The organism is Streptomyces sp. NBC_00663 (assembly GCF_036226885.1).
Taxonomy (GTDB): Bacteria; Actinomycetota; Actinomycetes; order Streptomycetales; family Streptomycetaceae; genus Streptomyces.
On the sequence record NZ_CP109027.1, the window covers coordinates 2040731 to 2066144 of the forward strand.

The window sequence follows — 25414 nt, forward strand, 5'->3', positions numbered from 1 at the left end:
TACCCCCCTCGCGTCGTGTCGGTCACGCGGCGCCCGCGTCGAGTTCGAACCACACCGCCTTCCCCACCCCGTGCGCCCGTACGCCCCACGCGTCGGCGAGGGACTGGACGAGGAACAGGCCCCGGCCGTGCGTACCGTCGTCGGCGTTCGGTACGCGCAGTCTGGGCCTGCGAGCCACGAAGTCCCGTACCTCCACCCGTAGTCCACGGGGTCCGACGGTGGCCGTCAGGACCGCGTCGTGGTCGGTGTGGACGAGTGCGTTGGTGACGAGTTCACTCGTGAGCAGCTCCGCTATCTCCGATCGTCCGGGCCTCCCCCATGGCCCCAGCAACTCGCGCAGTGCGCGGCGTACTTCAGGTACCGCCCGCAGATCCGCCCGCCCGAGTCTGCGCCGTAGCGATACGGCCGGCGCCGGTTCTCCGACGCTCACGGCCCTGTCCTCCACCGTCTCCACCGAGAAGGCCCCGATCGCCGTGGGACCGCCTCCTCGTGCCTGCCTCTTCATGACCCCCGCCCGCGTGCCGATGTCGGTTCCCCTCCTGCTCGAACACGTTCACGGGGATCCATGCCCCCGTCGTTCACGCCGCAGTCATGTCGAATCGTCAACGACCAGGTGTTCGGCCACGGTTCACGGCTTCGACACCCACCGCTCAGCACCCGCTGCACCGCCTTTCGATCCGGCTTCGAGGGGCCGTGCGGCACGTCCGGACCGCGGTGGCGACGGGGCCGGGGCGGGTGCCGGGAGGGGCCGTGCACGGGGGCCGGCGCGGGGCGGGCGTGCCGGTGGTTCCCCCGGTTGGCATGTGCCGCGCGGGCCGCGGGCCGGGGCGAGGGCCTGCGCGGGCGGCGGGTGGCGGGGAAAGGGCTGGTCGACGGGGCCGTTCCGGTTGGCGCCGGCACAGAGTCCGGTGCCTGCCGCGGGACGGACGGGACACCGGGGCCGGCCCGGGTTCCCGGTACGGACATCGTTCTACGACACGGTAGGCGTCCGGCTCGACGACGTACCGTGCGGAACCGGCGCCCGACGGTGAGCGCGGCCGGGGCCGTGCATCCGGCCTTGGTCGCGGCCGGCCGACCCGGCGGTCCGGCGGGGCTTCGGGCCTACGCACGCGGGAGACACCCTGACCGGCGGGCCTCGGACGAACTGCCCATGCGCGTCTGCCCGGGCGGCCGTACCCGGCCGGGGACACGCACCCGCGGACAGAACCCGTCAGGCCGCTCCGGCTGCTGTTTTACCCGGCGTTGAAACTGGCCTGAATTCGCCCGCCCCGCACCGGGCTTGCCGCGGAGGCCGCCCTCCCGACCCCCGTGGCGAGAGGGCGGCTCCGCTTCTTTCGGTTGGCCTCGGTGAAGCGGTCGGCCTCAGTAGAGCTTGTCGACGGCCTTGGTCGTCGTCTTGCGGAACGCCTTCACCGGTGCGTCGGCGAAGTCGCCCAGCTGTGCCCACTCCACGACGGTGACGGTTCCGCCGTCCCGGCCGACGGAGAGCAGATGGATGTCGGAGGAGCCCCAGGAGCCCTCGATGTGCAGACCGTGCACGCGGGCGCCCTCCTCGACCGGCAGCGCGCCGTAGTTCCGGTGTGTGGCCTCGATCTCCGGGTCGGCCTGCTCCAACTGCGTGGCGCAGGTCCTGATGTCCTTGTTCAGGCGGGTGGCGAGGGCCTTGGCCTTGCCGTTGTCGCCGACGACGATCGTCAGTTGCAGGGCACCGGTGTCGAGGTCGGTGCGGAAGGCGCGGTACCGGGAGTCGTAGCCGGGCAGCGTCTCCCGGAGGCAGGACAACAGGTTGTCCGGGACGCCGTCGGTGACCTTGCCGGCCGTCCAGGAGGACGAGGGGTGCGGCGGCAGCTCGGACGCCGCCAGGAACTTCGGAGCGGGCTTCGGAGCGGCGTCCGCGGGTGAGGCGAGCGTCGCGCCGAGGGCGAGTCCGGTGGCGGCGACGGCGAGGAGCGCGCCGGCTCGGGTGCGCATGGGCATGGGTGTCCCCCGTGTACGAGTGAGTGCGAGAAGCATGTGGACATGCGTGCGAGTAAGTAGCGTGTCGCTCCGGGGTGGTTGGTCGGTCCGTCCCGCTCGGTGCGACACCAAGAGCATCAGCGGTCACAGGCGTCCGGCGCAACAGCTGACGGCCGTTGTGTGCCGGTGGAACCATCCCAGGCCATGTGACGTGCAGGTATGTGAGTGCCTGGGACAAGCGACGGGGGGCGGGACAACGGTGTCGGAACAGGAGGACGCAGCCTCGGTGGCGGCGTTCGCGGCGCTGCTCACGCGGCTGAAGGAACGCACGGACCGCAGCTACGGGCAGTTGGCCCGCCGGCTGGCCATGAACACCTCGACGCTGCACCGCTACTGCGCCGGGGAGACGGTCCCGCTGGACTTCGCCCCCGTGGAGCGGTTCGCGGCGCTGTGCGGGGCGACGCCGGAGGAACGGCACGAACTCCACCGGCGCTGGCTGCTCGCGGTGGCGGCACGGCAGCGAACGCGTCCGCAGGAGCCCACGCCGACGCCGACGGCGCCCCCGGTCGAACCGGCCGTCGAGGCGAACGAGGCCGATCCGGTCACCGTCGTCCGGGCCCCCGAGCCGCCCCGCCCCTGGTACCGCCGACGGCGGGTCCTCGTGGCGTCGGCCGTGGCGGTCGCGCTGATCGCCACGCTCGGCAGTCTGTCCGCCCTGTCGGACGACCGCTCCTCCGCGGCCGACTCCGTGCGCCCCACCGATCCGGCCCTGTCCACCTCGGCCGCCCCCGCGTCACCCGGCCCCACCTCGTCCAGGAAGAAGCCGAGTGCGTCCGCCTCCCCGAGCCGGGGGACCCCGTCGCCGTCCGGCTCCGGCACGGGCCGGCCGCGTCCCGGCACGTCCGCCAAGGGCGGCGGCAGCCCCACCGGCGGCGCCGCCCCGGGGGCCGCGGTGCCGCTGTCCTGGACCGTCAACTCCCATGTCTGGAACGCGGGCTGCGGCCATCACTACGTCATCGACAAGCCGTCGGCGCAGGTGCCACCGCCGCCGGTCGCGCAGGACGCCGCGACCTGGGCGGCGGCACAGGGCGCGCTGCACGGCGGCGAGACGATGGTGCAGGTCTCCGTGCAGGGGCGGAGTTCCACGGCCGTGGTCCTGGAGGCGCTCCGCGTGCGGGTGGTCGGACGTTCGGCCCCGGCCCAGGGCAACTCGTACGCCATGGACAACGGCTGCGGCGGCGCGCTCACGCCGCGACAGTTCTCCGTCGACCTCGACGCGGACCGGCCGATCGCCCGCTCGGAGGCCGGCAACGACGGCGAGAACGAGATCCCGGCGATCCGGATGCCCTACCGCGTCTCCGCCGAGGACCCCGAGATCCTGCTGGTCACCGCGCGGACCGTCACCTGCGACTGCGGCTGGTACCTCGAACTGGACTGGTCCTCCCAGGGCCGCACCGGCACCGCCCGCATCGACGACCACGGCACCCCGTTCCGCACGACGGGCTACAAGAAGCTGCCGCAGTACTCGTACGACTACTCGAACCGGAAGTGGGTCTCGGAAGACTAGGGCCGGGGCACGTTGCGCAGGTTGGAGCGGGCCATCTGGAGCATGCGGCCCACGCCGCCGTCGAGCACGATCTTCGAGGCGGAGAGGGCGAAGCCGGTGACCATCTCGGTGCTGACCTTCGGTGGGATGGAGAGGGCGTTGGGGTCGGTGACGACGTCGACGAGGGCCGGGCCCTTGTGTTTGAAGGCGTCCTTCAACGCCCCGGCGAGCTGCTTGGGCTTCTCGACGCGGACACCGTAGGCACCGCAGGCGCGGGCGACGGCGGCGAAGTCGGGGTTCGTGTTCGTGGTGCCGTACGACGGGAGTCCGGCGACCAGCATCTCCAACTCGACCATGGACAGGGAGGAGTTGTTGAAGAGTACGACCTTCACGGGAAGGTCGTACTGCACCAGGGTCAGGAAGTCGCCCATCAGCATGGAGAACCCGCCGTCGCCGGACATCGACACGACCTGGCGCTTGCGGTCGGTGAACTGGGCGCCGATCGCCATCGGCAGCGCGTTGGCCATGGAGCCGTGCGAGAAGGAGCCGATGATGCGGCGGCGGCCGTTCGGTGAGATGTAGCGGGCGGCCCAGACATTGCACATGCCGGTGTCGACCGTGAACACGGCGTCGTCGTCGGCGAGTTCATCGAGGACGGAGGCCACGTACTCGGGGTGGATCGGGACGTGCTTCTCGACCTTGCGGGTGTAGGCCTTGACCACGCCTTCCAGAGCGTCGGCGTGCTTCTTGAGCATCTTGTCGAGGAAGCGTCGGTTCTGCTTCTCCTTCACCCGCGGGGTCAGACACCGCAGGGTCTCCTTCACATCGCCCCACACCGCGAGGTCGAGCTTGGAGCGGCGGCCCAGGTGCTCGGGGCGGACATCGACCTGGGCGATCTTGACGTCGTCGGGCAGGAACGCGTTGTACGGGAAGTCGGTGCCGAGCAGGATCAGCAGATCGCACTCGTGGGTGGCCTCGTAGGCGGCGCCGTAGCCGAGCAGACCGCTCATGCCGACGTCGTACGGATTGTCGTACTGGATCCACTCCTTGCCCCGCAGGGCGTGTCCCACCGGGGACTTGATCTTCCCGGCGAACTCCATGACCTCGGCGTGCGCGCCGGCCGTGCCGCTGCCGCAGAAGAGGGTGACCCGGCCGGCCTTGTCGATCATCTCGACGAGCTTGTCGATCTCGGTGTCGCCGGGACGGACCGTGGGCCGGGTGGTGACGAGAGCCGTCTCCAGCGGCTTGTCCGGGGCGGGGTCGTCGGCGATGTCACCCGGGAGGGACACCACGCTGACGCCGCTGCGGCCGACCGCGTGCTGGATCGCCGTCTGCAACAGCCTCGGCATCTGCTTCGGGCTGGAGATCAGCTCGCTGTAGTGGCTGCACTCACGGAACAGCTGGTCGGGGTGGGTCTCCTGGAAGTAGCCCAGGCCGATCTCGCTGGACGGGATCTGGGACGCGAGGGCGAGGACGGGCGCCATGGAGCGGTGGGCGTCGTAGAGACCGTTGATGAGGTGCAGGTTCCCCGGGCCGCAGGAACCGGCACAGGCGGTGAGTCGGCCGGTGATCTGGGCCTCGGCGCCCGCGGCGAAGGCGGCGGTCTCCTCGTGCCGAACGTGCACCCAGTCGATGCCCGCGTTGCGGCGCACGGCGTCGACGACCGGGTTCAGGCTGTCGCCGACGACGCCGTAGAGGCGCTTCACACCGGCGCGGACGAGGATGTCTACGAACTGTTCGGCGACGTTCTGCTTGGCCATGAGTCCATGTATCCACACCCCCCGCGGTTACGCCTCCCACACGGCGGCGGCCGTACGGTCGTCGGCGTAGCCCTTCACCCGGACCTGGGTGTCGGCGAGGAACGCGGCGAGGCCCGGCGGGGTGGGTCCTGCCCAGCGTCCCGTGAGGTACTCGCACAGCTCCGGCTCACCGCGCAGGGGCTCCGCGAGGCCGCCGCTGCACATCAGCAGCGTGTCACCCGGGCGGGCTACCGAGGCGCGGAAGCGGAACGGTTCACGGGGTGGCTCGGGGGCGGGCTCGTAGGGGCTCGGCGGGGTGGGGATGCCGAGGTCCATGGTGAGGCGGTCGCCCTCGGGGGTCTCGGAGGGCAGCGAGCCGAAGCCGATCACCGGTTCGCCGGTCACGTCCACGACGCGCGGTTCGATGTCCTGCCACTCGCCGTCCCTCAGCCGGAACAGGCCACCCGCGCCCACGCCGAAGAAGACACGGGTACGGCAGTCGGTGTCGGCGGGCAGGAGCAGACAGCGCAGGGTCGCGGAGTACTCCTCCGGGTCGATGCCCTGCTCGGCGGCGCTGGCGCGGAGTTTGCCGAGGCTGCGGTCGGTGAGCCGGTGCAGCCCTGATTTGAGGTCGCCGCGGCGGGCGGCCCTGAGGTCCTCCGCGAGACGGGCGTGACTGCGGCCGACCGCACGGCCGATCCAGTGGCAGGCCTCGGCGGCGGCTCGGTGGGCGCCGGGGGTGGCGCGGGCGCCGGTCGCCATCGCGACGAGGACCAGAGCGTGGTCGCCGGTGCCGAAGCGGGCGGTGAGGAGGGAGTCACGGCGGGGTTCGCCGCGGAAGCGGGCGGAGTCGCCGCGGACGGAGGCGGCGCGGAGGGTGCAGGAGCCGTAGTGGGCACCGTCGAGGACGGTGTCGGCGACGAGGTCGTCCAGGTCGTCGGGGTCCGCGGGTGGGAGGGCGGTGGGTTCGGCTTCGTAGGTGGGCGGGCCTGAGCCCAGGTAGGTGACGGGGGGTGGGGGGAGGGTGGGGAGGTCCAGGCGGGTTGCGGTGCGGACGGGGGTTTCGGTGGGCGGGGCTCCTGGGTCGTCCGGCGTCGGTGCCGGGGGGTGGGTCTCGCTCGCCCGCGCCGGCGGGGTGCCGCCGCGCCCACCCGTGCCGCCCTGCGGCACGACTGCCCGCAACGGCGGCGGCGCTTGGGGTGACGGCGGCGCTTGCGGCGGCGCCTGCGATTGCTGCGGCGCTTGCGGTGGCAGTGGCGGTGGCGATTGCGGCGGCGCCTCCGGTGACAGTGGCGACGGCGGCGGCGATTGCTGCGGCGGCGGTGGCGATTGCGGCGGCGCTGGCGAAGACGGCGGCGTCTCCGGTGACAGTGGCGATGGCTGCGGCGCTGGCGAAGACGGCGGCGCTTGCGGTGGCAGTGGCGACGGCCCCGGCGATTGCGGCGGCGGCGGTGGCGATCCGGGGTCGGCTGCCGGGGTGGGCTCCGCCCCGACAGCGCGACTGTCCGTGGGCTGTGGTTCCGCCCCGACAGCGCGACTGTCCGTGGGCTGCGGCTCCGCCCCGGCAGCGCGACTGTCCGTGGGCTGTGGCTCCGCCCCGGCGGCGCGGCTGCCTGTGGGCTGCGCGGGGATGTCGGGTCCCTCCGCGTCCCCGTTCACCGTGCCCGCCGCCGACTCGAATCTGTCGTCCAGCGAGTCGGGGGCCGACGTGGGCCCCGCGTCCGGTGTCTTGTCGTCGTACAGCTGTGCCCACCAGTCGTCCTCGTGGCCGGTGGGCCTTCCCCCCTGATGGCTCATGCCCCTAATTGTCCACCGCTCGGGCCGGATGAAAACGGGGCAACCGGAAAATCAGCAGGTCGTGCGAAACAAGGTCGCCGGGCGGTCCCACCCCCCACGGGAGAACCGCCCGGCGACGTCCGGGTGACCTGCGCCCTTGACCCCCTGACGCGCTAGCGCACGTCGTAGGCCCGGGTCACGATCTGGGCGACCGAGTTGCCGTTGGCGTCGGTCAGGTCGGCCCTGAGTGTGACCTGCTTGCCTGTCGCGGAGCTGTGGTCGACCAGCGCCGACCACACGCCGTCCCGCCGCTCGGTCCGCGCCTGCGTCCAGGTCTCGCCGCCGTCGTAGGAGTAGGCGAGCTTCACCGCGGTCAACACGCCCGGGTGGTAGCCGGCGTGGCCGGTCGCCGTGAGGGTGATGCGCTGCCCGTCCTTCGCGGGGAGCGTCTTGAGGCCGTCCTCGGGAAGGGCGTAGTGCGGGAACAGGAGCGGGATGCCCTGAGAAGCGGCGCTCTCGTCGAGTGCCGAGCGGAAGGACCACGTGGTGGTCGTCTGCGTCGTCCTGTTCCAGACGCGGGCCGGCTGGCCGAACTTGGCCGTGTTCAGGGTGAGTTCGTACGACGACTCCCCCTCCGGCACCGTGAACACCCCGAACGGGTAAGGGCTGTCGCCGATGGTCTCGCCGTTCCGCTTGAGCGACATGCCGCCCAGGTCACCGAAGCTGCCCTGGACGCCCACGTGTTGGCCATCGCCGTAGAACGCGGGGGCGACGCCGATGAGGTTGCCCTGGCGTTCCGCGGCCAGCGCCTCGCCGCCGGTGTCGTCGACGGGGCCGGTCGGCGCGAGGACACCGCCGTACCACTCCTCCTGACGACGCTCGCCCTTCTCGTACGTCCGCACCGGGTCGATCATGAACTCACCCCACGGGAAGCTGCTGGACAGCTGGTGCCCCCAGCCGGTCGTGCCTGGGGTGAGGTACTCGGTGCGGGTGAAGGGCGCGGGGACGGTCTCGATGTCGCCGAAGAAGCCGGACAGCCCGTTCGGGCGGGTCATCGTCTGGAGGTCGATGTGGTCGGTGGCACCGCCCGACATCGACTTGTACGTCGCCCTCGTCGCCGCCAAGTCCTTGTCACGGGCGCGGTAGACGCGCTCGCTCCGGATCTGTCCCGTCTCCGGGTGGGCGAGGTTGTAGAGGTACGGGCTCCTCGCCGTGGCCGTCCAGCGCAGGGTCGCGTCGCTCCCGGCCGCGAGGAGCGCCTGTGCCTCCTCCGTCGGGATGCCGAGGATCGGCAGCGTCCCGCCGGTGAAACCGGCCGACGGGTACCAGCGGCCCGGTGCCTCGCGGTAGCCGAGGACGGCGACCGCGCCGGCCGCCTTCGCGCGGTTGGCGATCTGATACGCGTTGCCGCTGTCCGGCAGCCTGACGAGTGCGATGCTGCCCTTCGCGCCCGAAAGCTCTTCCTCCGTACCGGACTTGGCGTCGTAGAGCGGTGCCCGGCCCTTGCCGTCGAGGTTGACGGAGCTGCTGGAGGCGGTCACCGGGTGGAGCTTCAGCCCGCCCACGACGGCGAGTTCGGTGATCTGCGGGGCCGCCGCGCGCCAGAAGCTGTCGAACTCGAAGGTGCCGTCGGTGGCCTTGCCGCTGACGGAGGCGTAGTAGCCGCGCAGGGAACGGCCGCCCGCCGCGGTGCCGCCGTGCAGCCAGGTGTCGTCCCACGAGCGGGCGAAACCGAGCGTGGCGCCCCGGAGTTCGGTCGGCTGGTCCGTCCGGACGCTGAGGCGGTGGGCCTTGCGGGCATCCAGGACGACCGTGGTGTCCCCGCGGATCTCCAGCTGCGGACGGGCCAGGTAGGAGAGGGAGTTGTAGAGCGTGCCCTCGGTCTCGGGGGTGGTGATGAAGCTGGAGATGAAGTAGCCGCCGGGGCGGATCGCGTACGTCTGGTCGCCGGCGCCGTCGTTGAACCGGCGTTCGCCGGTGGCGTCGTCGGTGCCGATGACGTCGACGGAGGAGGCGCCGGTGGCGGGGTTGCCGAGGCGGTCGATGAGCTTGACGCGCAGGGTGACGGTCTCGGGCTGGACGTAGAGGGAGAAGGGGGTGGAGACGGTGACGCCGTCGGCCTTCGCGAGAACGCGGCCGGTGATGTCGCCGTACTGGGCGCGCCTGAGCGTGGCCGTCGGGTCGATGCGCAGCGGGACCTCGACCGTCTTTCCGGCGGGGACGGTGACCGACGCGGCGCCCAGGTGGGCCACGGGTGAGCGGACGGTGGAGCCGTCGTTGCCGGTGACCCCCGCCACCGACAGCTTCAACTCCACCGCCCTGTCTGTGGTGTTGGTGTACGGCACGGAGACCGTCGCGCGGTCGGTCGCGTCCTGCGGCCAGTTGTAGGTGCCGGCCTGGACGGCGGGCGCGCCGAGGACCGTCTGGTCGACGGCCGCCTTGACGTCGAGGCGGCCGCCGCCGGTCTCCCGCACGTCGCCGGGGATGCCGGCGTCGGCCGAGGAGACCAGGGCCGCCTTGATCCGGGCGGCGCTCCAGTCGGGGTGGGCCTGCTTGACGAGGGCGGCGGCGCCCGCGACATGCGGGGTCGCCATCGACGTACCGCTCATGGACTGGTAGGCGTACACACCCCGCCCGCCCGCGTTGGCAGCGGAGATGGCGACGCCCGGGGCGGTGATCTCGGGCTTGAGGGAGTGGGAGCCGTACGCCGGGCCGCGGCTGGAGAAGTTCGCCGTGGAGTCGTCGCGGTCGACGGCGCCGACGGTGAGGACGCTCGGGGCACAACCGGGCGAGGAGACCGTGTTGTTGCCGGGGCCGGAGTTGCCGGCCGCGATGACGAAGAGGGTGTTCGTGCTGGAGCGGGCCAGTTCCTCGGTGGCCTGGGCCATGGGGTCGGTGCAGTCGGTCCGCTCCGGGTTGCCGAGGCTCATGGAGACCACGTCGGCGCCCTGGTCGACGGCCCACTGCATACCGGCGATGATCCACGAAGTCTCGCCGTAGCCGCCGTCGTTGAGGACCTTGCCGTTGAGGAGTTCGGCGCCGGGGGCCACGCCCTTCTTCCTGCCGTCGCTCGCGGCGCCCGTGCCGCCGACGGTGGAGGTGGTGTGGGTGCCGTGGCCCTGGTGGTCGTCGGCGTCGGCGGAGTCGGTGAAGTTCTTCGCCGCGCTGATCCGGCCCTTCAGGTCGGGGTGGTCGGCGTCGGCCCCGGTGTCCAGGACGGCGACCTTGGTGCCCTTGCCGTCGTAGCCGGCGGCCCAGGCCTCCGGGGCGTGGACCTGCCTGGTCGACCGGTCGAGGGTGGCCGACACCTTGGCGTCCAGCCACAGCTTCTTGAGCGAACCCTGGTTGACGTCGTCCCAGAAGGCGTCGGCCTTCTCCTTGTCCGCGTCCAGCGCCACCCCGTCGATCGAAGCGAGCACACGGTCGCGGGCGGCGCCGCGCGGGGTCTTCGGGACGCTGCGGGCGGTGACGGCGCGGTCGTACGTCGCGATCAGCGGCAGCGTGTCGGTGTGGGCGTCGTCGTAGCCCTGCCGGACCAGGCCGGTGACGTTGAACAGCTCCTCGTCCACGCGTCCGGCGGCCAGCGCCTCGGTCGCGCCCTCGGGGTAGACGTACAGGTCGTCGCCGTCCTGGCGGGTCTGGGTGAAGGGGGTCGTGCCGTCCTCGCCGGGCAGGGCGAGCGCCCCGTCCTCGGTGACGAGGACCCGGTCGCCGGTGACGAGGGTGACGACGGCGCCGGAGCCGGGGGTGGCCCGGCTGCCGGTCAGTGTGCTCGACGGGCCCGGGTCCCCGGCCGCGTGCGTGGGCGCGGCGGTCGTGACGGCCAGCACGACGGCGGTCGCCGCCCCCATGGCCGTACGGCGTATCGCTCTCGCCAAGATCGCTCTCCTGCCGTGTCGCCGCATGCCCGCGTACGCGAAACGCGCAGGCCGAAGAGGCCCAAGTCGGGCATTGCGGACGGTGGTTGATGCTGCGGTGGCGCCACGATGGCAGAGGGGCGGGTGGTGCGGCGATGATGTGCCGAGGCGGGTTTGCGCCGTGGCCGGTTCCCGCCACGGCGCCCTTGAGGCCGCTCGGGAGGGGCGTTGATGCTGGGTGTGCTGGGGCTGGACGAGACACACGAGTCGGCGTACCGGGCGCTGGTGTCCGTGGGCGCGGCCGACGTGCCCGATCTCGCGCGGCGGCTGACGCTCGCGGAGCACGACACCGAGCGGGCCCTGCGCCGCCTGGAACGGCACGGACTCGCGGCCCAGTCCTCCGCCCGGCCCGGCCGCTGGGTCGCCGCTCCCCCGGGCGTGGCGCTGGGCGCGCTGCTCACCCAGCAGCGGCACGAGCTGGACAAGGCGGAGCTTGCGGCGGCGCTGCTCGCGGAGGAGTACCGGGCGGCGGCGGCCGAACCGGCCGTGCACGATCTGGTCGAGGTGGTGATCGGCGCGGGGGCGGTGGCGCAGAGGTTCCTCCAGTTGCAGCTGGCGGCGACCGAGGAGGTGTGCGCCCTGGTCACCGGCGACCCGGCCGTGGTCTCCGGCGGGGACAACGACGCCGAGGAGCAGGCGGCCGGGCGCGGGGTGCGCTACCGGGTGGTCGTCGAGCGGTCGGTCCTGGATCTGCCGGACGGCATCGGCGAGCTGTCCGCAGCGCTGGGCCGGGACGAGGAGGTACGGGTGGTGGACCGGGTGCCGACGAAGCTGGTGGTCGCCGACCGCTGCCAGGCCCTTGTACCGCTGACCTCGCACTCGGCGGAACCGGCCGCGCTGGTGGTGCACGCGAGCGGGCTGCTGGAGCTGCTGTCGGGACTGTTCGAGTCGGTGTGGCGGGAGGCGCTGCCGCTGCGCCTGGGCGCCGCCGGGGTGACGGAGGAGGAGGCCGACGCCCCCGACGGGACGGACCTGGAGGTGCTGTCCCTCCTGCTCGCCGGGATGACCGACGCGAGCGTGGCCAAACAGCTGGACCTGGGGCTGCGGACCGTGCAGCGCCGGGTGAAGCGGCTGATGGAACTGGCGGGGGTGACGACCCGGCTACAGCTGGGCTGGCATGCGTACGAGAGGGGCTGGGTGGCCCGGAAGTGAGCTGAGGGCACCTCCCTGACCTGCGGCGTCTCCCGTTGTCCGGCACCCTGGACAGATGGGAGTGTGGGACCTCGTGCTGGTCGGCCTGGTTCTGCTGCTCGGCCTGTGCGGAGTACTGGTGCCCGGGGTGCCGGGGTCGTGGCTGGTGTGGGCCGCGGTCCTGTGGTGGGCGCTGAAGGATCCCCGGCCGCTCGCCTGGGGCGTGCTGCTGGGGGCCACCGTCGTGCTGTTCCTGTCCCAGGTGGTGCGCTGGACGCTGCCCCCGCGCCGGCTGCGCACGAGCGGCGCGACCCCCCGGATGGCGGTGTACGCCGGGGTGGGCGCGTTGCTCGGCTTCGTCCTGGTCCCGGTCGTGGGCGCGATCCCCGGCTTCATGGGCGGCATCTACCTGTACGAACGGCTCCGCCTCGGCCGCCACAAAGAGGCGCGGGCGGCGCTGCGCACGGTGATGCGGCAGGGCGGTTCCAGCGTGCTGGCGGAGCTGTTCACCTGCCTGCTGATCGCGGGCGCGTGGCTGGGGGCGGTGATCTGGGGCTGAGGGGCGGACTCGGGTGCCCGGCCTCATCGACTGGGGTCGCGCCTAGGGCCGCGGCCCTAGGTCGCGTCTGGGCCGAGGAACCGATGCGCCGCGCGGGATCGGCGTGTTTGGCTGGCGGCATGACCGAATTCAGCGAGGCCGAGCGGGCGTATCTGAAGTCGCAGCGGCTGGGGCGGCTCGCCACCGTCGATCCCCAGGGGCAGCCGCAGGCGAACCCGGTCGGCTTCTTCCCGCAGGACGACGGCACGATCCTGATCGGCGGCTACCAGATGGGCCGCAGCAAGAAGTGGCGCAACCTCCAGCGGAACCCGAAGGTCGCCCTCGTCGTGGACGACATCGTGAGCCTGCGCCCCTGGAAGGTGCGCGGGGTCGACATCCGCGGCGAGGCCGAACTCCTGGTCGGCCGACATGAGTTGGGTCCGCATTTCAGCGAGGAGGTGATCCGGGTCCATCCGCGGCGGATCCACAGCTGGGGTCTAGAGGACGCCCTCGACGGTTAGCAGCGCGGTCTTGCACTCCAGCCCGCCGGCGTAACCCGTCATCGACCCGTTCGCGCCGATCACCCGATGGCAGGGCCGGACAATGAGCAGCGGGTTGGCGCCGACCGCCCCGCCGACGGCCCGTACGGCGGCCCTTGAGGCCCCGGCACGGGCCGCGATCTCGCCGTAGGTGACCGTCGCACCGTAAGGAACGTCGTCGAGGGCGGCCCAGACCCGCTCCCGGAACTCGGTGCCCTGGGCGTGGAACTCCAGCCGGAACTCCTTGAGTTCCCCGGCGAAGTAGGCGGCGAGCTGCTCCTCGGCGTCCCGGAAGGGCCCGGGGTCGCGCCGCCAACTCTCCTGCACGACCCGTCCGTTCTTCTGCCCGGGAACGGACAGGGAGGTCAGCGCGCCGCCCGGGTCGGCGGTGAGGAGGAGCGGACCGACGGGGCTTTCGAAGGTCGTCCAGCGGATGGTCATCGGGACTCCAACTCCCCTGCGGTGCGCAGGTGTTGCAGGGCGTACGAGCGCCAGGGGCGCCAGCTGTCGGGGAGGTCGAGGCCGGCCGGGGCCACGTCCGGGTCGCCCAGGGCGCGGGTGCGGATGACGGCGACCGTACGGGCGTCGATGCCGGGCAGGGCGAGCAGCGCGGCCTGCGCGTCCTCGCGGTCGGCGCCCGGGTCGAGGCGCAGGGCGCCGTCGGCGAGGGCGGCGGCGAGGGTCGCGACGGGGCCGTCGGCCTGGGCGAGGGCGGCGGCCTCCGGGAAGAGATGGGTGAGGCTGCCGCAGGGGGCGTCGAGGGCCTTGCCGTACCGGCGTACGAGCCGCTCGGCCTCCTCCGTCCCCACGAGCGCCCGCACCGCGAGCTCCTCGGGATCGGCCGTCCCGGGTGACCGCAGCCCGGGCCGGGCGGCGACGAGCGGGGCGAGCCTCGGATCGGCGCCGAGCCGCTCGTCGACGGCGTAGGGATCGGCGTCGAGGTCGAGGAGCCGCCGCAGCCGGCCGACGGCGGTGGTCAGATCGCGCAGGTCGGTGAGGTGCAGCCGGGCGTCGAGCCAGCCCCGGGGCCGCTCGTCGACGGCGACGATCCCGGTGCCGTACGGCAGCCGGAGGGTCCGCCGGTAGATCCGCCTCCCGGGAGTCCCGCTGACCTCCTCGACACCGGGCACGGCCTCGGCGGCCAGCACGTCGAAGACGGCGGAGGACTGGTAGACGCCCCGGTAGGCGAGCCGCAGGGGAACGCCGGCCGCCGGGGTGGCCGTGCGCCGCGATCCGGGGGCGGCGGCCCGCAGCTCGCTCGGGGTGGAGGCGTACACGGTCCGGATCGTGTCGTTGAACTGCCGCACACTGGCGAATCCGGCGGCGAACGCGATCTGGGTGACCGGCAGCTCGGTGGTCTGGAGCAGGACCCGTGCGGTGTGCGAGCGCTGGGCCCGGGCGAGGGCGACGGGCCCGGCGCCGAGCTCGGCGGTGAGCTGCCGCTGGACCTGCCGGGCGCTGTACCCCAGCCGCCCGGCGAGCCCCGCGACGCCCTCCCGGTCGACGACTCCGTCGCCGATCAGCCGCATCGCCCGCCCCACCACGTCGGCCCGCACGTTCCACTCCGCCGACCCCGGCACCGCGTCCGGCCGGCACCGCCGACAGGCCCGGAAGCCCGAGCCCTGAGCGGCGGCGGCGGTCGCGAAGAACCGCACGTTCCGCCGCCTCGGGGTGACGGCCGGGCAGCTGGGCCGGCAGTAGATGCCGGTGGTGGAGACGGCGAAGAAGAACTCCCCGTCGAACCGCCCGTCCCGGCTCCGCACAGCTTCGTACCTGGTGTCTTCGTCCATCACACGGTCCAGTGTGCGTCCTGGACGAAACGGAGGCTGGCGGATTTCGGACACGGCGCTGGAGACGCCCCCAGGGGCGCGGGGAACTGCGCGGTCAACCACAGCCCACCCGCACCCGCCGCTCAGCACATCCCGGCACCCCCTTGGGCGCTACGCCCACCGCCCCCGCTTCACCTCCATCGCGGCCTTCCCCTCGGCCCCCCGCTTCTTCCACTCCCGCCGAAGCTCCGCACGGACCCGCGCATCGGTCTTGGCGACGATCCGCTGGTTCTCCCGCATCAGCTTTCGATAGCTGTCCAGCCGCCGCTCCCCCAGCTCACCGGAGTCGATCGCGGCCAGCACCGCGCACCCCGGCTCACTCTCGTGCGCACAGTCATGGAACCGGCACGCACCGGCGAGCTCCTCGATCTCGGAGAACACCTGCCCGACCCCGATCTCGGCGTCGAAGAGCCCGACGCCCCGAAGCCCGGGCGTGTCGATGAGGACACCCCCGCCCGGCAGCGCGAGCAGGTTGCGGGTGGTGGTCGTGTGCCGCCCCTTCCCGTCGACGTCACGAGCCGCCTGGACGGTCATGACCTCGGTCCCGACCAGCGCGTTCGCGAGGGTCGACTTGCCGGCGCCGGACTGCCCGAGCAGTACGGACGTACCGCCGGAGGCGACCGCCGCGAGGACGTCGAGCCCGTCCCCGTCGAGCGCGCTGACGGTCAGCACCGGCACGCCCGGCGCCGTCGCCTCCACGTCCTCGACGAGATGCGCGAGCGTCACGGCGTCCGGGACGAGGTCGGCCTTGGTGAGGACGACGACGGGCTGCGCCCCACTCTCCCAGGCGAGGGCGAGGAACCGCTCGATGCGGCCGAGGTCGAGTTCGACGGCCAGCGACACGGCGACGATGGCGTGGTCGACGTTGGCGGCGAGGATCTGCCCCTCGGACCGCTTGGAGGAGGTGGAGCGCACGAAGGCGGTACGGCGCGGCAGATACGTCCGTACGTAACGCGGGTTGCCGCCGGGTTCGACGGCGACCCAGTCGCCGGTGCACACGACCCGCATCGGGTCGTGCGGGGTGACGAAGGCGGTGTCGGCGCGCAGCGTCCCGTCGGCGGTGATGACGTCGCACTGCCCGCGGTCGACACGGACGACCCGCCCGGCGAGCAGTCCTTCGGTCTCGTAGGGGGCGAACGCGTCCGCCCATGCGTCGTCCCAGCCGTAGGGGGCGAGCGCGGAGAAAACAGGGGAGGTGGAGCGGGACGAGCTGGAGGAAGTCAAGGGTGACCCTTCACAGGGCGGCCCCGGCAAGGAAGTTGAGTGAGGTCAGCCGGCGGCCACGGAGGTGGACGTGATGATCTGGATGCGGGTGGCGCTCATCGCAATGACAGCCATCGGTCGACACCTCCTTGGAAAAACTCACTCGGCCAGCCCGTCCGGCTGGAACGTCCACACCGTATCCGGGACCCCCGCGGGCCCGTCAACCGAATTAATCAGGCGCGTCCATCAGGACTTGGTGCAGGGCCGCCCGTTCAGCGTGACGTCGTACCCCGGCGCGTTCGTCCCCTGCCAGGAGGCGAGGAAGCCGAAGGCGAGGCTGTCGCCCGCCGCGACGGTCTTGTTGTAGTCGGCGGCGGTGGCGGAGACGCGGGAGCCGCTCTGGCTGAAGTTCGCGTCCCACATCTGGCCGACCTTCTGGCCGTCCTTGAAGGTCCAGGCGACCCGCCAGTCGTCGAGGGCCTGGCCGGTGGTGACGGTGATGGTGGCCTGGAAGCCGTCGGGCCACTGGTTGACGAGGGTGTACGCGTAGGTGCAGGCGGCCGGTCCGGTCGGGGCGGGGGCCGGTTTGCCGTCGTCGTGGGCGGCGGAGGACGTGGTGCCCTGGGGTTCGGGGTCGGGGTTCTCCCGGGTGGGCGAGCCCTGGGTGTCGCTCGCGGTGGGGGTCGGCGAGCCCGACGGGCTCGTGGTGGCGGAGGGCGGCGTGGTGCCGGGGTCGGCCGCGACCGGCTGGCGGTCGGCGGAGTCGCCGGGGCTCGCGGAGCCGTCGTCCATGCCGCCGTTGCCGAACGGCATCATCGAGACGCCGAGCGCCAGCAGCGACACCAGTACGGCGGTGACGAGGAGGCCGTTGCGCACCACGCGCGCCTTGTGCGCGCCCGGGTTCGGCGGCCCGGCGTCGGCCGACTCCGGGCGTCCGGCGCCCAGCCGCACCTCGGCGGCCCGGCGGCGGCGCTCCAGATAGGCGAGGCCGCCCCAGCCGATCACCCCGCCCGCGAGCGCCGCGGGCAGCCCGCCTCCGTGCAGCCGCAGACAGGCCGCGGCCTCCGCGCACTGGACGCAGGTGGCGAGGTGACGGGAGAGGTCCTCGGGGGTGCCGGCGCCGGAGGAGCGGGTGACCGCGTCGAGGAGGCGGGCGTAGCTGCGGCACTGCGCCGCCATCGGGGTGTCGAGGTGGTTGCGGTGGCTGCGGTCCCTGAACAGGCCGCGCACCTGGGCGAGTTCCTCGGACACGTTGGCCGGGTCGAGGCCGAGCCGACGGGCCACCACGGGCAGCGGCAGCGCCTCCACCTCGGCCAGCCAGAGCAGGTCCGCGTCGTGTTCCTGCATGTCGCGCAGGCCGCGCAGGGCGAGCGGGCGCTGCAACGGCGGGCCGGTGTAGCGTTCGGCCTTGTCCGAGTTGAGCCACAGCCGCAGATCGGGGTCGAGTTTGTGGCCCTGGCCGTCGGACTCCCAGCCGGCCGCGGTGGTCCGTACGGCGGTCAGCAGCAGCGGGATCACGGGCAGCCGGGGCGCTCGCCGGCCGGCGCCGCGGCCCGGGCCGGTGTCGGCGGACCTGGCCTCGCGCATGCCGAGCGCGAAGGCCTCCGCGGCCAGCTGGTTCGCCGCGGCGGACCCGGACGTGCACAGGTCGGCATAGGAGAGGACCGCGTCCCAGCACTCCGAGAACAGCGCGGCCTCGGTGGCGTCTTGGGGGGTCGGCAGGTCGGGCATCGGTCTCCTGCATCCAGAGCGAGGTCAACTCACCTTATTGGCAACGGAGTTGTGGGGAACCTCGCGACAGTGCACGAGCTTTTCACGGGCTCCACACAACTGACAAGCGGGCTATTCATATCTGGTTACCGGGAGTTGGAGGGCGCCCACGCCGCGTTGCCCTTGTTGTGCCTGTTGCGCCTGTTCCTTCTGGTGTCGCTTCTGGATACATACGCAGAGAAGGCCCGGACGTCTCGATCCGGGCCTTCTCGATGTCTCTGGAGCCGATTACGCCTCGACGGGCTCCTGCGCCGGCAGACTGTCCATGAAGGAGCTCACGGAGAAGACCGCGCGGCCGGCGCCGGGCTCGCCGTAGCCGGGGGGCGAGGAGAGGCCGAACTCCTCCATCGTCTGGCGATAGGCCTGGAGCAGCCGGATGTGGTACTCCAGCGGCGCACCCTGCGGGTTGGCCTTGCCGAGGGGGGTCGTCGGCTCGGGGCACCAGGTGGTGAAGCGGGGCGTGATGCCCTGCGACATGAAGAAGCGCAGGCCCTCCGTGGTCGACGCGATCGCCTCGTCGACCGTCTTGAAGCCGAAGGGCTCGGCCATCTCCACACCGGCGACGAAGTTGGGGATCACGTTGCGCGCGCCGAAGATCTCCGCCGAGTCGAGGATGCGCTTGTGCCACTCGTCGCGGCCGACGTAGCGCTCCTTGCCCGGGCAGTACATCTTGAACAGGTACTCGTCCCACACCTCGTAATTGGGGTGGTAGATCTGCACGCCGTAGTCCTTGAACCGCTGCACGTCGTCCCTGGGCAGCGCCTGGGCGACGACCTTGCCGATCCAGCGGCCCGGGAAGCGCTCCTCGATGGCCTTGGCGTAGTGGCCGTAGAAGTCGGCCTCGTCGCGCCCGGAGACGGTCTTGGTGATCGCGCCGCCGGTGAGGGTGTAGGCGGTGGACGCCTTCTGGGTGTCGTACCGGTCGATGATCTCCAGGGCTTCGAGGACCTCCTCGACGTCCTTCACGCCCGTGTACGGCCGGCCCGCCGCCTTGTGCTGGCGCCAGTTGTGGTTGATGTCGCAGTACTGGCACTCCTCCTTGGCGCCGAAGTACTGGCACACCCGGAAGACCGTGAGATAGATGAGGTAGCCCCACTGGATGGTCGGGGCGACCTCCATCACGGACTTCCCGTTGGCGAGCTTGTGCTTGTAGTACTCCGGCATCGGGGGCACGCCGACGTCGGCGATCCGCTTGCCGTCGAGGTAGAGGCCGAGCACGCCCTCGTCGTCGGCGGCGACGCGGTACGGCGAGGCCGGGTTCACCCGCACGGAGACGACGGTGCGGCGCAGGTCGTACGGCCCGCCGGTGAGGATGATCTCCTCCGGCGGGCGGCGCAGCGCGGCCTCGCCGAGTTCGGGGAGGGTGCCGTGGTCGAAGGAGAAGATGAAGTACGACTTCGGCTTGACCTCACCGCCCTCGTTGTCGCTGAGGGCGGAAGGGTCGAAGGCCACCCCGCCCCGGAGCAGATCCTCCTTGAAGACGGCCTCCCGCGGTACATGCGGGAACCTCTCCATCAGATCTTCGACCAGCGCGGTACGGCTGCCCATCCGTCATCTCCTCCCGGGTCAGGCGTTCAACTCCTCACGGTATGCCCCCGCCCGCCCGTCACGCGTACCGGGTCCCCTCGCGCCGAGCGATATGTTCTGATACGGGGGTTTCGGCGGCCGACACGGGGCCGGTCTCCTAGTCGATCGGCACCTCGACGGCCCACCTGGTGCCGCTGAACGGGGGCTGGACGCCGGGCGCGAGGCCCACCGTTCCGTCCTGGGTGTGACCGTCGAGGAACCTGTTGCCCTCGATGTCTCCCAGGCACTTGATGGTGGTGATGTTGTCGCTGCTCTTGGTGGCCTTCCACCTGGTGCCCGTGAACGGCGCGCTGGTGTCGGGCGCGAGGCCCACGGTTCCGTCCTGGGTGTGACCGTCGAGGAACCTGTTGCCCTCCACGTCTCCCAGGCAGCGGAAGACGAACTCGTCCTGTGTTCCCTGGATCTTCCGCATGTCCCACCGGGTGCCGCTGAAGGGGGCCCCGGTGTTGGGCGCGAGGCCCACGGTTCCGTCCTGCGTGTGTCCGTCGAGGAAACGGTTGCCCGGAAGCTCCCCTCGACACCTGAGAAAGACAGTGGTCATAGCAGGCTTCCTTCTCGTTCAGCGGGCGAAGTGCTCGGCACGTCCCCCGCATGCCCCGCCCACCGGTCTTCCCCCTCCGTCCAGCCTGCGCCTGTCGGCAACGGGTCGCCACTTGCGCCACTCAAGCCACTTGCACGACTCAGGCCTCGTGCTCCAACGCCGCCCACTCCACCGGATACGCCGCCCCCTCACCCCGCCCCAGCCGCGCCGCCTCCTGAGCCACCGTCGCGCCCAGGCGGGCCAGCTCGTTGCCCTGGGAGCCGGCGAGGTGCGGGGTGACGAACGCGTTGGGGAGGTCGTAGAGCGGGGAGTCGGCGGGGAGCGGCTCGGGGTCGGTGACGTCGAGGATCGCGTGGAGGCGGCCGGTGCGCAGTTCGGCGATCAGCGCGTCGTGGTCGACGAGGCCGCCGCGCGCGGTGTTGATCAGGGTGGCCCCGTCGGGCATCAGGGCCAGCTCGCGGCGGCCGACGAGGTGATGCGTCTCCGGGGTCTCGGGGGCGTGGATCGTGACGATGTCCGAGGTGCGCAGGAGGTCGTCCAGCTCCAGCAGGGGTACGCCCAGTTCGGCCGCCCGGGCCGCGTCGACGTACGGGTCGGCGAGGGCGGGACGCAGCTCGAAGGGGCGCAGCAGTTCCAGGACCCGGCGGCCGATGCGGGAGGCGCCGATGACGCCGACGCGGCGGCCCAGGTTGCCGATGCCGGGGACGACTCCCCAGCCGGGGTGGGCGCGGGTGCCGCGCAGGCGTTCCCGGGCGGTGAGGAGATCCTTCCCGGCGAGGAGGATCATGGCGAGGGTGTACTCGGCGACCGGCAACGCGTTGGCGACGGCCGCCGAGGAGACGGTGAGGCCGCGCCGCCAGACCTCGGGGGTCGCGAAGCCCTTCACCGAGCCCGCCGAGTGCAGGACGGCCCGGAGTTCGGGGGCCGCGTCCAGGACGGCCGCGTCCAGGCGGGGGCAGCCCCAGCCGGTGACGAGGATCTCGGTGCGGGCCAGCACCCGCCGGACGCCGGGGTCGGTGAAGTCCTCGGCGATCAGCTCCGCGTCGATGTCCACCGACTCCCGCAGCCGCGCCAGCACGTCGGGCGGGAAGACGAGCGGGAGGTTGGCGGCGGTCATGGCGAACAGGGCCTGGGGGCGCTCGGACAACGAAGGGCCTTCCCGCTGGGCGTCTTGGATAGCAAACGGTTTCCAACGTAGGCGGCGGCGAATGAGAGGGTCAATGCACACGCACTCATGTGGAGGACGGCAGGTATGACGGAGACGGTCACCAACTGGGCGGGCAACATCACCTACACCGCGAAGGAGCTGCACCGGCCGTACTCGCTCGACGCGCTCGCGGCACTGGTGGCCGGGAGCGGGCGGGTGCGGGTGCTGGGCAGCGGGCACTCCTTCAACGAGATCGCCGAGCCGGGCGCCGAGGGGGTGCTGCTGTCGATCGCCGGGTTCCCGCCGGTGATCGACGTGGACTCGGCGGCGCGGACCGTGCGGGTGGGAGGCGGCGTGCGGTACGCGGAACTGGCCCGCATCGTCTACGCGCACGGGCTCGCGCTGCCCAACATGGCGTCCCTGCCGCACATTTCGGTCGCCGGGTCGGTCGCGACCGGGACGCACGGCTCGGGTGTGGGCAACGGTCCGCTGGCGAGCGCGGTGCGTGAGGTGGAGCTGGTCGTGGCCGACGGGTCGACGGTCACGATCGGTCGGGGCGACGCTCGGTTCGCCGGTGCGGTGACCTCGCTGGGCGCGCTCGGGGTCGTGACCGCGCTCACCCTGGACCTGGAGCCGTCGTACGACGTCGAGCAGCATCTGTTCACCGAACTCCCGTTGGAGAACCTGGATTTCGAGACGGTGATGGCGGCGGCGTACAGCGTCAGCCTCTTCACCGACTGGCGCGAGCCCGGCTTCCGGCAGGTGTGGCTCAAGCGGCGCACGGACCAGCCGCTCGCCGCCTTCCCCTGGGCCGCGCCCGCCACCGAGAAGCTGCACCCGGTGCCGGGGATGCCCGCGGTCAACTGCACCGAGCAGTTCGGGGTGCCGGGCCCCTGGCACGAGCGACTGCCGCACTTCCGGGCCGAGTTCACCCCGAGCAGCGGGGCGGAGCTCCAGTCGGAGTACCTGCTGCCGCGCCGGTACGCCGTCGAGGCGCTGCGCGCGGTGGACGGTGTCCGGGAGACGGTCGCCGGGGTGCTCCAGACCTGTGAGGTGCGCACGGTCGCCGCCGACGAGCAGTGGCTGAGCCCGGCGTACGGGCGGGACACCGTGGCCCTGCACTTCACCTGGATCGAGGACACCGCCGCCGTCCTGCCCGTCGCACGGCGGCTGGAGGAGGCGCTCGACGGATTCGAGGCGCGACCGCACTGGGGGAAGGTGTTCACCACGCCGGGCGCGGCCCTGCGCGAGCGCTATCCGCGGCTCGACGACTTCCGGGCGCTTGCGCGCGACCTCGATCCGAGCGGTAAATTCGCCAATGGCTTCGTGCGGGACGTACTCGCCGACTGACTTTATAAAGCCCCTTTCCTAACCCCTTGTCGAAAGCCCTCGACGGTCATAGCCTTGCGGCGCGCCGGAGCCGTCGTCGTCCCGGCACGAGCCGAAAGGACAGGCCGCCCGGTGAAGCGCACCTCACGTGACATCCGCACCGCGAACCGCTACGAGGTACTGCGCCAGATCATCGCCGAGTCGCCCACCTCCCGGCAGGAGCTGGCGGCCGCCACCGGGCTCAGCCTCGCCACGGTCGCCACGCTCGTCGGTGAGCTGCTGGACCTCCGCATGATCACGGAGGTCGGGTTCGAGGACTCGGCGGGCGGCCGCCCCCGGGGTCTCGTCGCGGTCAACGCGTCGGGGGGCGCGTTGATCGGCGTCGACATCGCGGAGACATACGTCCATGTCGAGCTGTTCGACCTCGGGCTGAACGTGCTGGCCCGGGCCGAGGAGGACGTCCGGCCGAGCGAGAGCCGGCCCGAGCAGGTGGTCGGGCATGTGGCCGCGGTCGTCGGCTCGGTGGTCGCGCAGGCCGGGATCGAGGGGGCGCGGGTCCTGGGTGTCGGGGTGAGCGTGCCGGGCCAGGTGGACCGGGCCACCGGCATCTCGGAGTACGCGCCCAACTGGGACTGGCACGACGTGCCCTTGCTCGACCTGCTGACCGAGCACATCGCCTACCCCCTCTATCTGGACAACCCGCTGCGCGCCTCGGCGGTGGCCGAGCTGTGGTTCGGGGCGGCGCGTGGGCGCGGGGACGCCGTGGTGATCAACCTCGGGACCGGTGTGGGCTCCGGGCTGATCCTCGGCGGCGGACTGCACCGGGGCGTCAGCAACAGCGCCGGCGAGTGGGGCCACACGACGATCGTGCTGGACGGCCGGCTGTGCCGCTGCGGCAAGAACGGGTGCGTGGAGGCGTATGTCGGCGCGTCCGGGATCATGCTGACCCTGCGCGAGTCCAGCGCCGGCAGTGCGCTGCTGCACCCGGAGGACCAGACGGCGACGATCGCCGCGCTGGCCCGGGGGCTGGCCGAGCGGGACCCGGTGGCGGTCAAGGTGGTCCGCGACACGGTCCGTTATCTCGGCGCCGGCATCGCCGACCTGGTCAATCTGTTCAACCCCGAGGTGGTCGTGCTCAGCAGCTGGGTCGCGGCCGCCCTGGGCGAGCCCCTGGTCGCGGAGGTGCGCGAGGCCGTCGCCCGGCACGCGCTGCCGCGGCCGAACGCCGCCACCGAGATCGTCCTCTCCCCGATCCCCACCGACCCGGTGTGCCTGGGCGCGGCGACGTTCGCGCTCGAAGGGGCACTTCAGTCGGTCGGGCAGAGGCAGCCCAAACGCTCCGCTCCGGCGCGAGCCAAAGCACAGCACCGACAGTAACTCCGCACCCCGGAAAGGGGACCGCGGGCCGCCGGGACGGCGGTCCGCACCCAGTGACGTCCGGTATCCCGAACGTCACGCAACGCTTCGAACAGGCTTCGTCCAACCCCTTGCCGAAGCCTTAGCCGAAGGTTAACGTCCCGCACCGCAACTCCTTTTGAGCCATTGGCGCTGAGCCGCAGCCGTACTCGAGACAAGGACGTCAGCATGTCGGCATTGAGCAACAACAACTGGTCCCGCCGGTCCCTCTTCCGGGCCGCGGCGGGCATGGCCGCCGCCGGCACGCTGGCGGCCTGCGGCAGCAACAACGGCCGTAGCGGCGGGGGTTCGGGCGACAGCCTCACGCAGTACTTCCACGCGTACGGCGAGGCGGGCACCGAGCAGGCCATCAAGCGCTACGCCAAGGCCTACAAGGACGCCAACGTCACGACCCAGTGGATCACCGGCAGCAACTTCGAGAACAAGCTGTTCCCGGCCCTGCTCACCAAGAACGCGCCCGACGTCTTCGAGTTCCACCCGCAGCTTCAGCTGGTGACGAGCGGCCAGGTCGCCGACCTGTCCGACATCATCAATCCGGTCAAGGACGACTTCAACCCGGCCGACATCGCCTCCCACACGGTCGACGGGAAGATATACGGCGTCCGGATGATCGACGACCCGCAGTTCTTCTACTACCGCCCCTCGCTGTTCGAGAAGGCCAAGGTCGAGGTCCCCCAGACGCTGGAGGAGCTGATCGAGGCCGTCAACAAGCTGACGACCGACAAGGTCAAGGGCGCCTTCCTCGGCAACGACATCACGCCCGTCCAGAACCCGCTGATCTGGTCGGCCGGCGCGGACACCCTGAACGCCAAGAACGAGATCGCCTATCACACGGACGCGGTGGCGGAGGGCCTCGGCCAGCTGCGCAAGCTGTTCACCAGCGGCAACCTGCTGCTCGACGCCCCCGCCGACTGGTGGGACCCGTCCGCCTTCACGCAGGGCCTGACCGCGATCCAGTGGTGCGGCATGTGGGCCATGCCGGTCATCCAGAAGGCGCTCGGCGACGACGTCGGCATCTTCCCGTTCCCGAAGGTCGGCTCCGCCGGCAAGTTCTCGGTCACCAACGGCGGCTGGTCGATGTTCGTCAACGCCAAGGGCGACAACGTCGACGCGGCCAAGGAGTACGTCAAGTGGCTGTGGATCGACCAGAAGGAGTACCAGGAGGACTGGGCGCTCTCCTACGGCTTCCACATCCCGCCGCGCACCTCCATCGCGCAGTCGGCCTCCAAGCTCAAGTCGGGTCTGCCGGCCGAGGGCGTCAAGCTCTTCAGCGAGTACGGCCACTTCGACAACATCGGCTGGACGCAGGCCATGATCGCCTCGGTGAACGACGTGATCGCCAACTCGGTGCGCAAGGGCGGCAGTCCGGAGGCCGCGCTGGACGCCTGTGACAAGAAGGTCAACGCCGAGCTCAAGAAGCTCTTCGGATAGACCGGCGGACGGACCCCGA

At 71.9% G+C, this 25414-nt stretch carries 19 protein-coding genes; 7 read left to right on the forward strand and 12 right to left on the reverse strand.

Going from position 1 to position 25414, the window contains the following annotated elements:
• Positions 1-22 precede the first annotated feature (22 nt).
• The gene (locus OG866_RS09275) at positions 23-505 is read right to left on the reverse strand and encodes an ATP-binding protein (protein WP_329333227.1); all 483 of its coding nucleotides are present in this window, start codon (positions 503-505) and stop codon (positions 23-25) included.
• 857 nt (positions 506-1362) lie between these two features.
• On the reverse strand, positions 1363-1977 hold the full coding sequence (locus OG866_RS09280; RefSeq protein WP_329333228.1) for a hypothetical protein: 615 nt from the start codon (positions 1975-1977) through the stop codon (positions 1363-1365).
• A 238-nt stretch (positions 1978-2215) separates the two neighbouring features.
• Between OG866_RS09280 and OG866_RS09285 the strand changes: the two genes are divergently transcribed.
• Complete coding sequence (locus OG866_RS09285; protein ID WP_329333229.1) at positions 2216-3523, forward strand: helix-turn-helix domain-containing protein; 1308 nt, start codon at positions 2216-2218, stop codon at positions 3521-3523.
• Here the strand turns inward: OG866_RS09285 and OG866_RS09290 are convergent.
• The 3 genes from OG866_RS09290 to OG866_RS09300 form a co-directional block, all read right to left on the reverse strand.
• The gene (locus OG866_RS09290; protein WP_329333231.1) at positions 3520-5262 is read right to left on the reverse strand and encodes a pyruvate dehydrogenase; all 1743 of its coding nucleotides are present in this window, start codon (positions 5260-5262) and stop codon (positions 3520-3522) included. The genes OG866_RS09285 and OG866_RS09290 overlap by 4 nt on opposite strands.
• Before the next feature lie 27 nt (positions 5263-5289).
• Complete coding sequence (locus tag OG866_RS09295; protein ID WP_329333233.1) at positions 5290-7038, reverse strand: protein phosphatase 2C domain-containing protein; 1749 nt, start codon at positions 7036-7038, stop codon at positions 5290-5292.
• A gap of 152 nt (positions 7039-7190) precedes the next feature.
• Positions 7191-10868 (reverse strand): S8 family peptidase, encoded by a 3678-nt coding sequence (locus OG866_RS09300; protein WP_329344007.1) that lies wholly within the window; start codon positions 10866-10868, stop codon positions 7191-7193.
• Between the two features lie 237 nt (positions 10869-11105).
• Here OG866_RS09300 and OG866_RS09305 point away from each other — a divergent pair, with 237 nt between their 5' ends.
• The 3 genes from OG866_RS09305 (at position 11106) to OG866_RS09315 (ending at position 13124) form a co-directional block, all read left to right on the forward strand.
• On the forward strand, positions 11106-12086 hold the full coding sequence (locus OG866_RS09305; RefSeq protein WP_329333235.1) for a helix-turn-helix domain-containing protein: 981 nt from the start codon (positions 11106-11108) through the stop codon (positions 12084-12086).
• Positions 12087-12141: 55 nt separating this feature from the next.
• Positions 12142-12624, forward strand: coding sequence for a DUF456 domain-containing protein (locus OG866_RS09310; protein WP_329333237.1), 483 nt, complete (start codon positions 12142-12144; stop codon positions 12622-12624).
• Positions 12625-12743: 119 nt separating this feature from the next.
• Positions 12744-13124 carry a PPOX class F420-dependent oxidoreductase gene (locus OG866_RS09315; RefSeq protein ID WP_329333239.1) on the forward strand — a complete coding sequence of 127 codons (381 nt, stop codon included), beginning with the start codon at positions 12744-12746 and terminating at the stop codon, positions 13122-13124.
• On the opposite strand, the gene OG866_RS09320 is transcribed toward OG866_RS09315, so the two are convergent.
• From OG866_RS09320 to OG866_RS09350, 7 genes are all read right to left on the reverse strand, one after another.
• Positions 13101-13583, reverse strand: coding sequence for a methylated-DNA--[protein]-cysteine S-methyltransferase (locus OG866_RS09320; protein WP_329333240.1), 483 nt, complete (start codon positions 13581-13583; stop codon positions 13101-13103). The two genes, OG866_RS09315 and OG866_RS09320, sit on opposite strands and share 24 nt — an antisense overlap.
• On the reverse strand, positions 13580-14932 hold the full coding sequence (locus tag OG866_RS09325) for a DNA-3-methyladenine glycosylase 2 family protein (RefSeq protein WP_329344009.1): 1353 nt from the start codon (positions 14930-14932) through the stop codon (positions 13580-13582). Before OG866_RS09325 ends, OG866_RS09320 begins: the two co-directional genes overlap by 4 nt.
• Positions 14933-15082: 150 nt before the next feature.
• On the reverse strand, positions 15083-16195 hold the full coding sequence (rsgA, locus tag OG866_RS09330; RefSeq protein WP_329333241.1) for a ribosome small subunit-dependent GTPase A: 1113 nt from the start codon (positions 16193-16195) through the stop codon (positions 15083-15085).
• 225 nt (positions 16196-16420) lie between these two features.
• Positions 16421-17905: a cellulose binding domain-containing protein gene (locus OG866_RS09335; protein WP_329333242.1), complete on the reverse strand. Its 1485-nt coding sequence runs from the start codon at positions 17903-17905 to the stop codon at positions 16421-16423.
• 267 nt (positions 17906-18172) lie between these two features.
• Positions 18173-19492, reverse strand: coding sequence for a radical SAM protein (locus OG866_RS09340; RefSeq protein ID WP_329333243.1), 1320 nt, complete (start codon positions 19490-19492; stop codon positions 18173-18175).
• A gap of 136 nt (positions 19493-19628) precedes the next feature.
• On the reverse strand, positions 19629-20072 hold the full coding sequence (locus OG866_RS09345) for a hypothetical protein (RefSeq protein WP_329333244.1): 444 nt from the start codon (positions 20070-20072) through the stop codon (positions 19629-19631).
• A gap of 139 nt (positions 20073-20211) precedes the next feature.
• Complete coding sequence (locus OG866_RS09350; RefSeq protein ID WP_329333245.1) at positions 20212-21219, reverse strand: hydroxyacid dehydrogenase; 1008 nt, start codon at positions 21217-21219, stop codon at positions 20212-20214.
• A 105-nt stretch (positions 21220-21324) separates the two neighbouring features.
• Between OG866_RS09350 and OG866_RS09355 the strand changes: the two genes are divergently transcribed.
• From OG866_RS09355 to OG866_RS09365, 3 genes are all read left to right on the forward strand, one after another.
• Positions 21325-22569 carry a D-arabinono-1,4-lactone oxidase gene (locus OG866_RS09355; RefSeq protein WP_329333247.1) on the forward strand — a complete coding sequence of 415 codons (1245 nt, stop codon included), beginning with the start codon at positions 21325-21327 and terminating at the stop codon, positions 22567-22569.
• A 111-nt stretch (positions 22570-22680) separates the two neighbouring features.
• Positions 22681-23925 (forward strand): ROK family transcriptional regulator, encoded by a 1245-nt coding sequence (locus OG866_RS09360; RefSeq protein ID WP_329333248.1) that lies wholly within the window; start codon positions 22681-22683, stop codon positions 23923-23925.
• A 207-nt stretch (positions 23926-24132) separates the two neighbouring features.
• Complete coding sequence (locus OG866_RS09365) at positions 24133-25395, forward strand: ABC transporter substrate-binding protein (RefSeq protein WP_329333249.1); 1263 nt, start codon at positions 24133-24135, stop codon at positions 25393-25395.
• Positions 25396-25414: the final 19 nt, after the last annotated feature.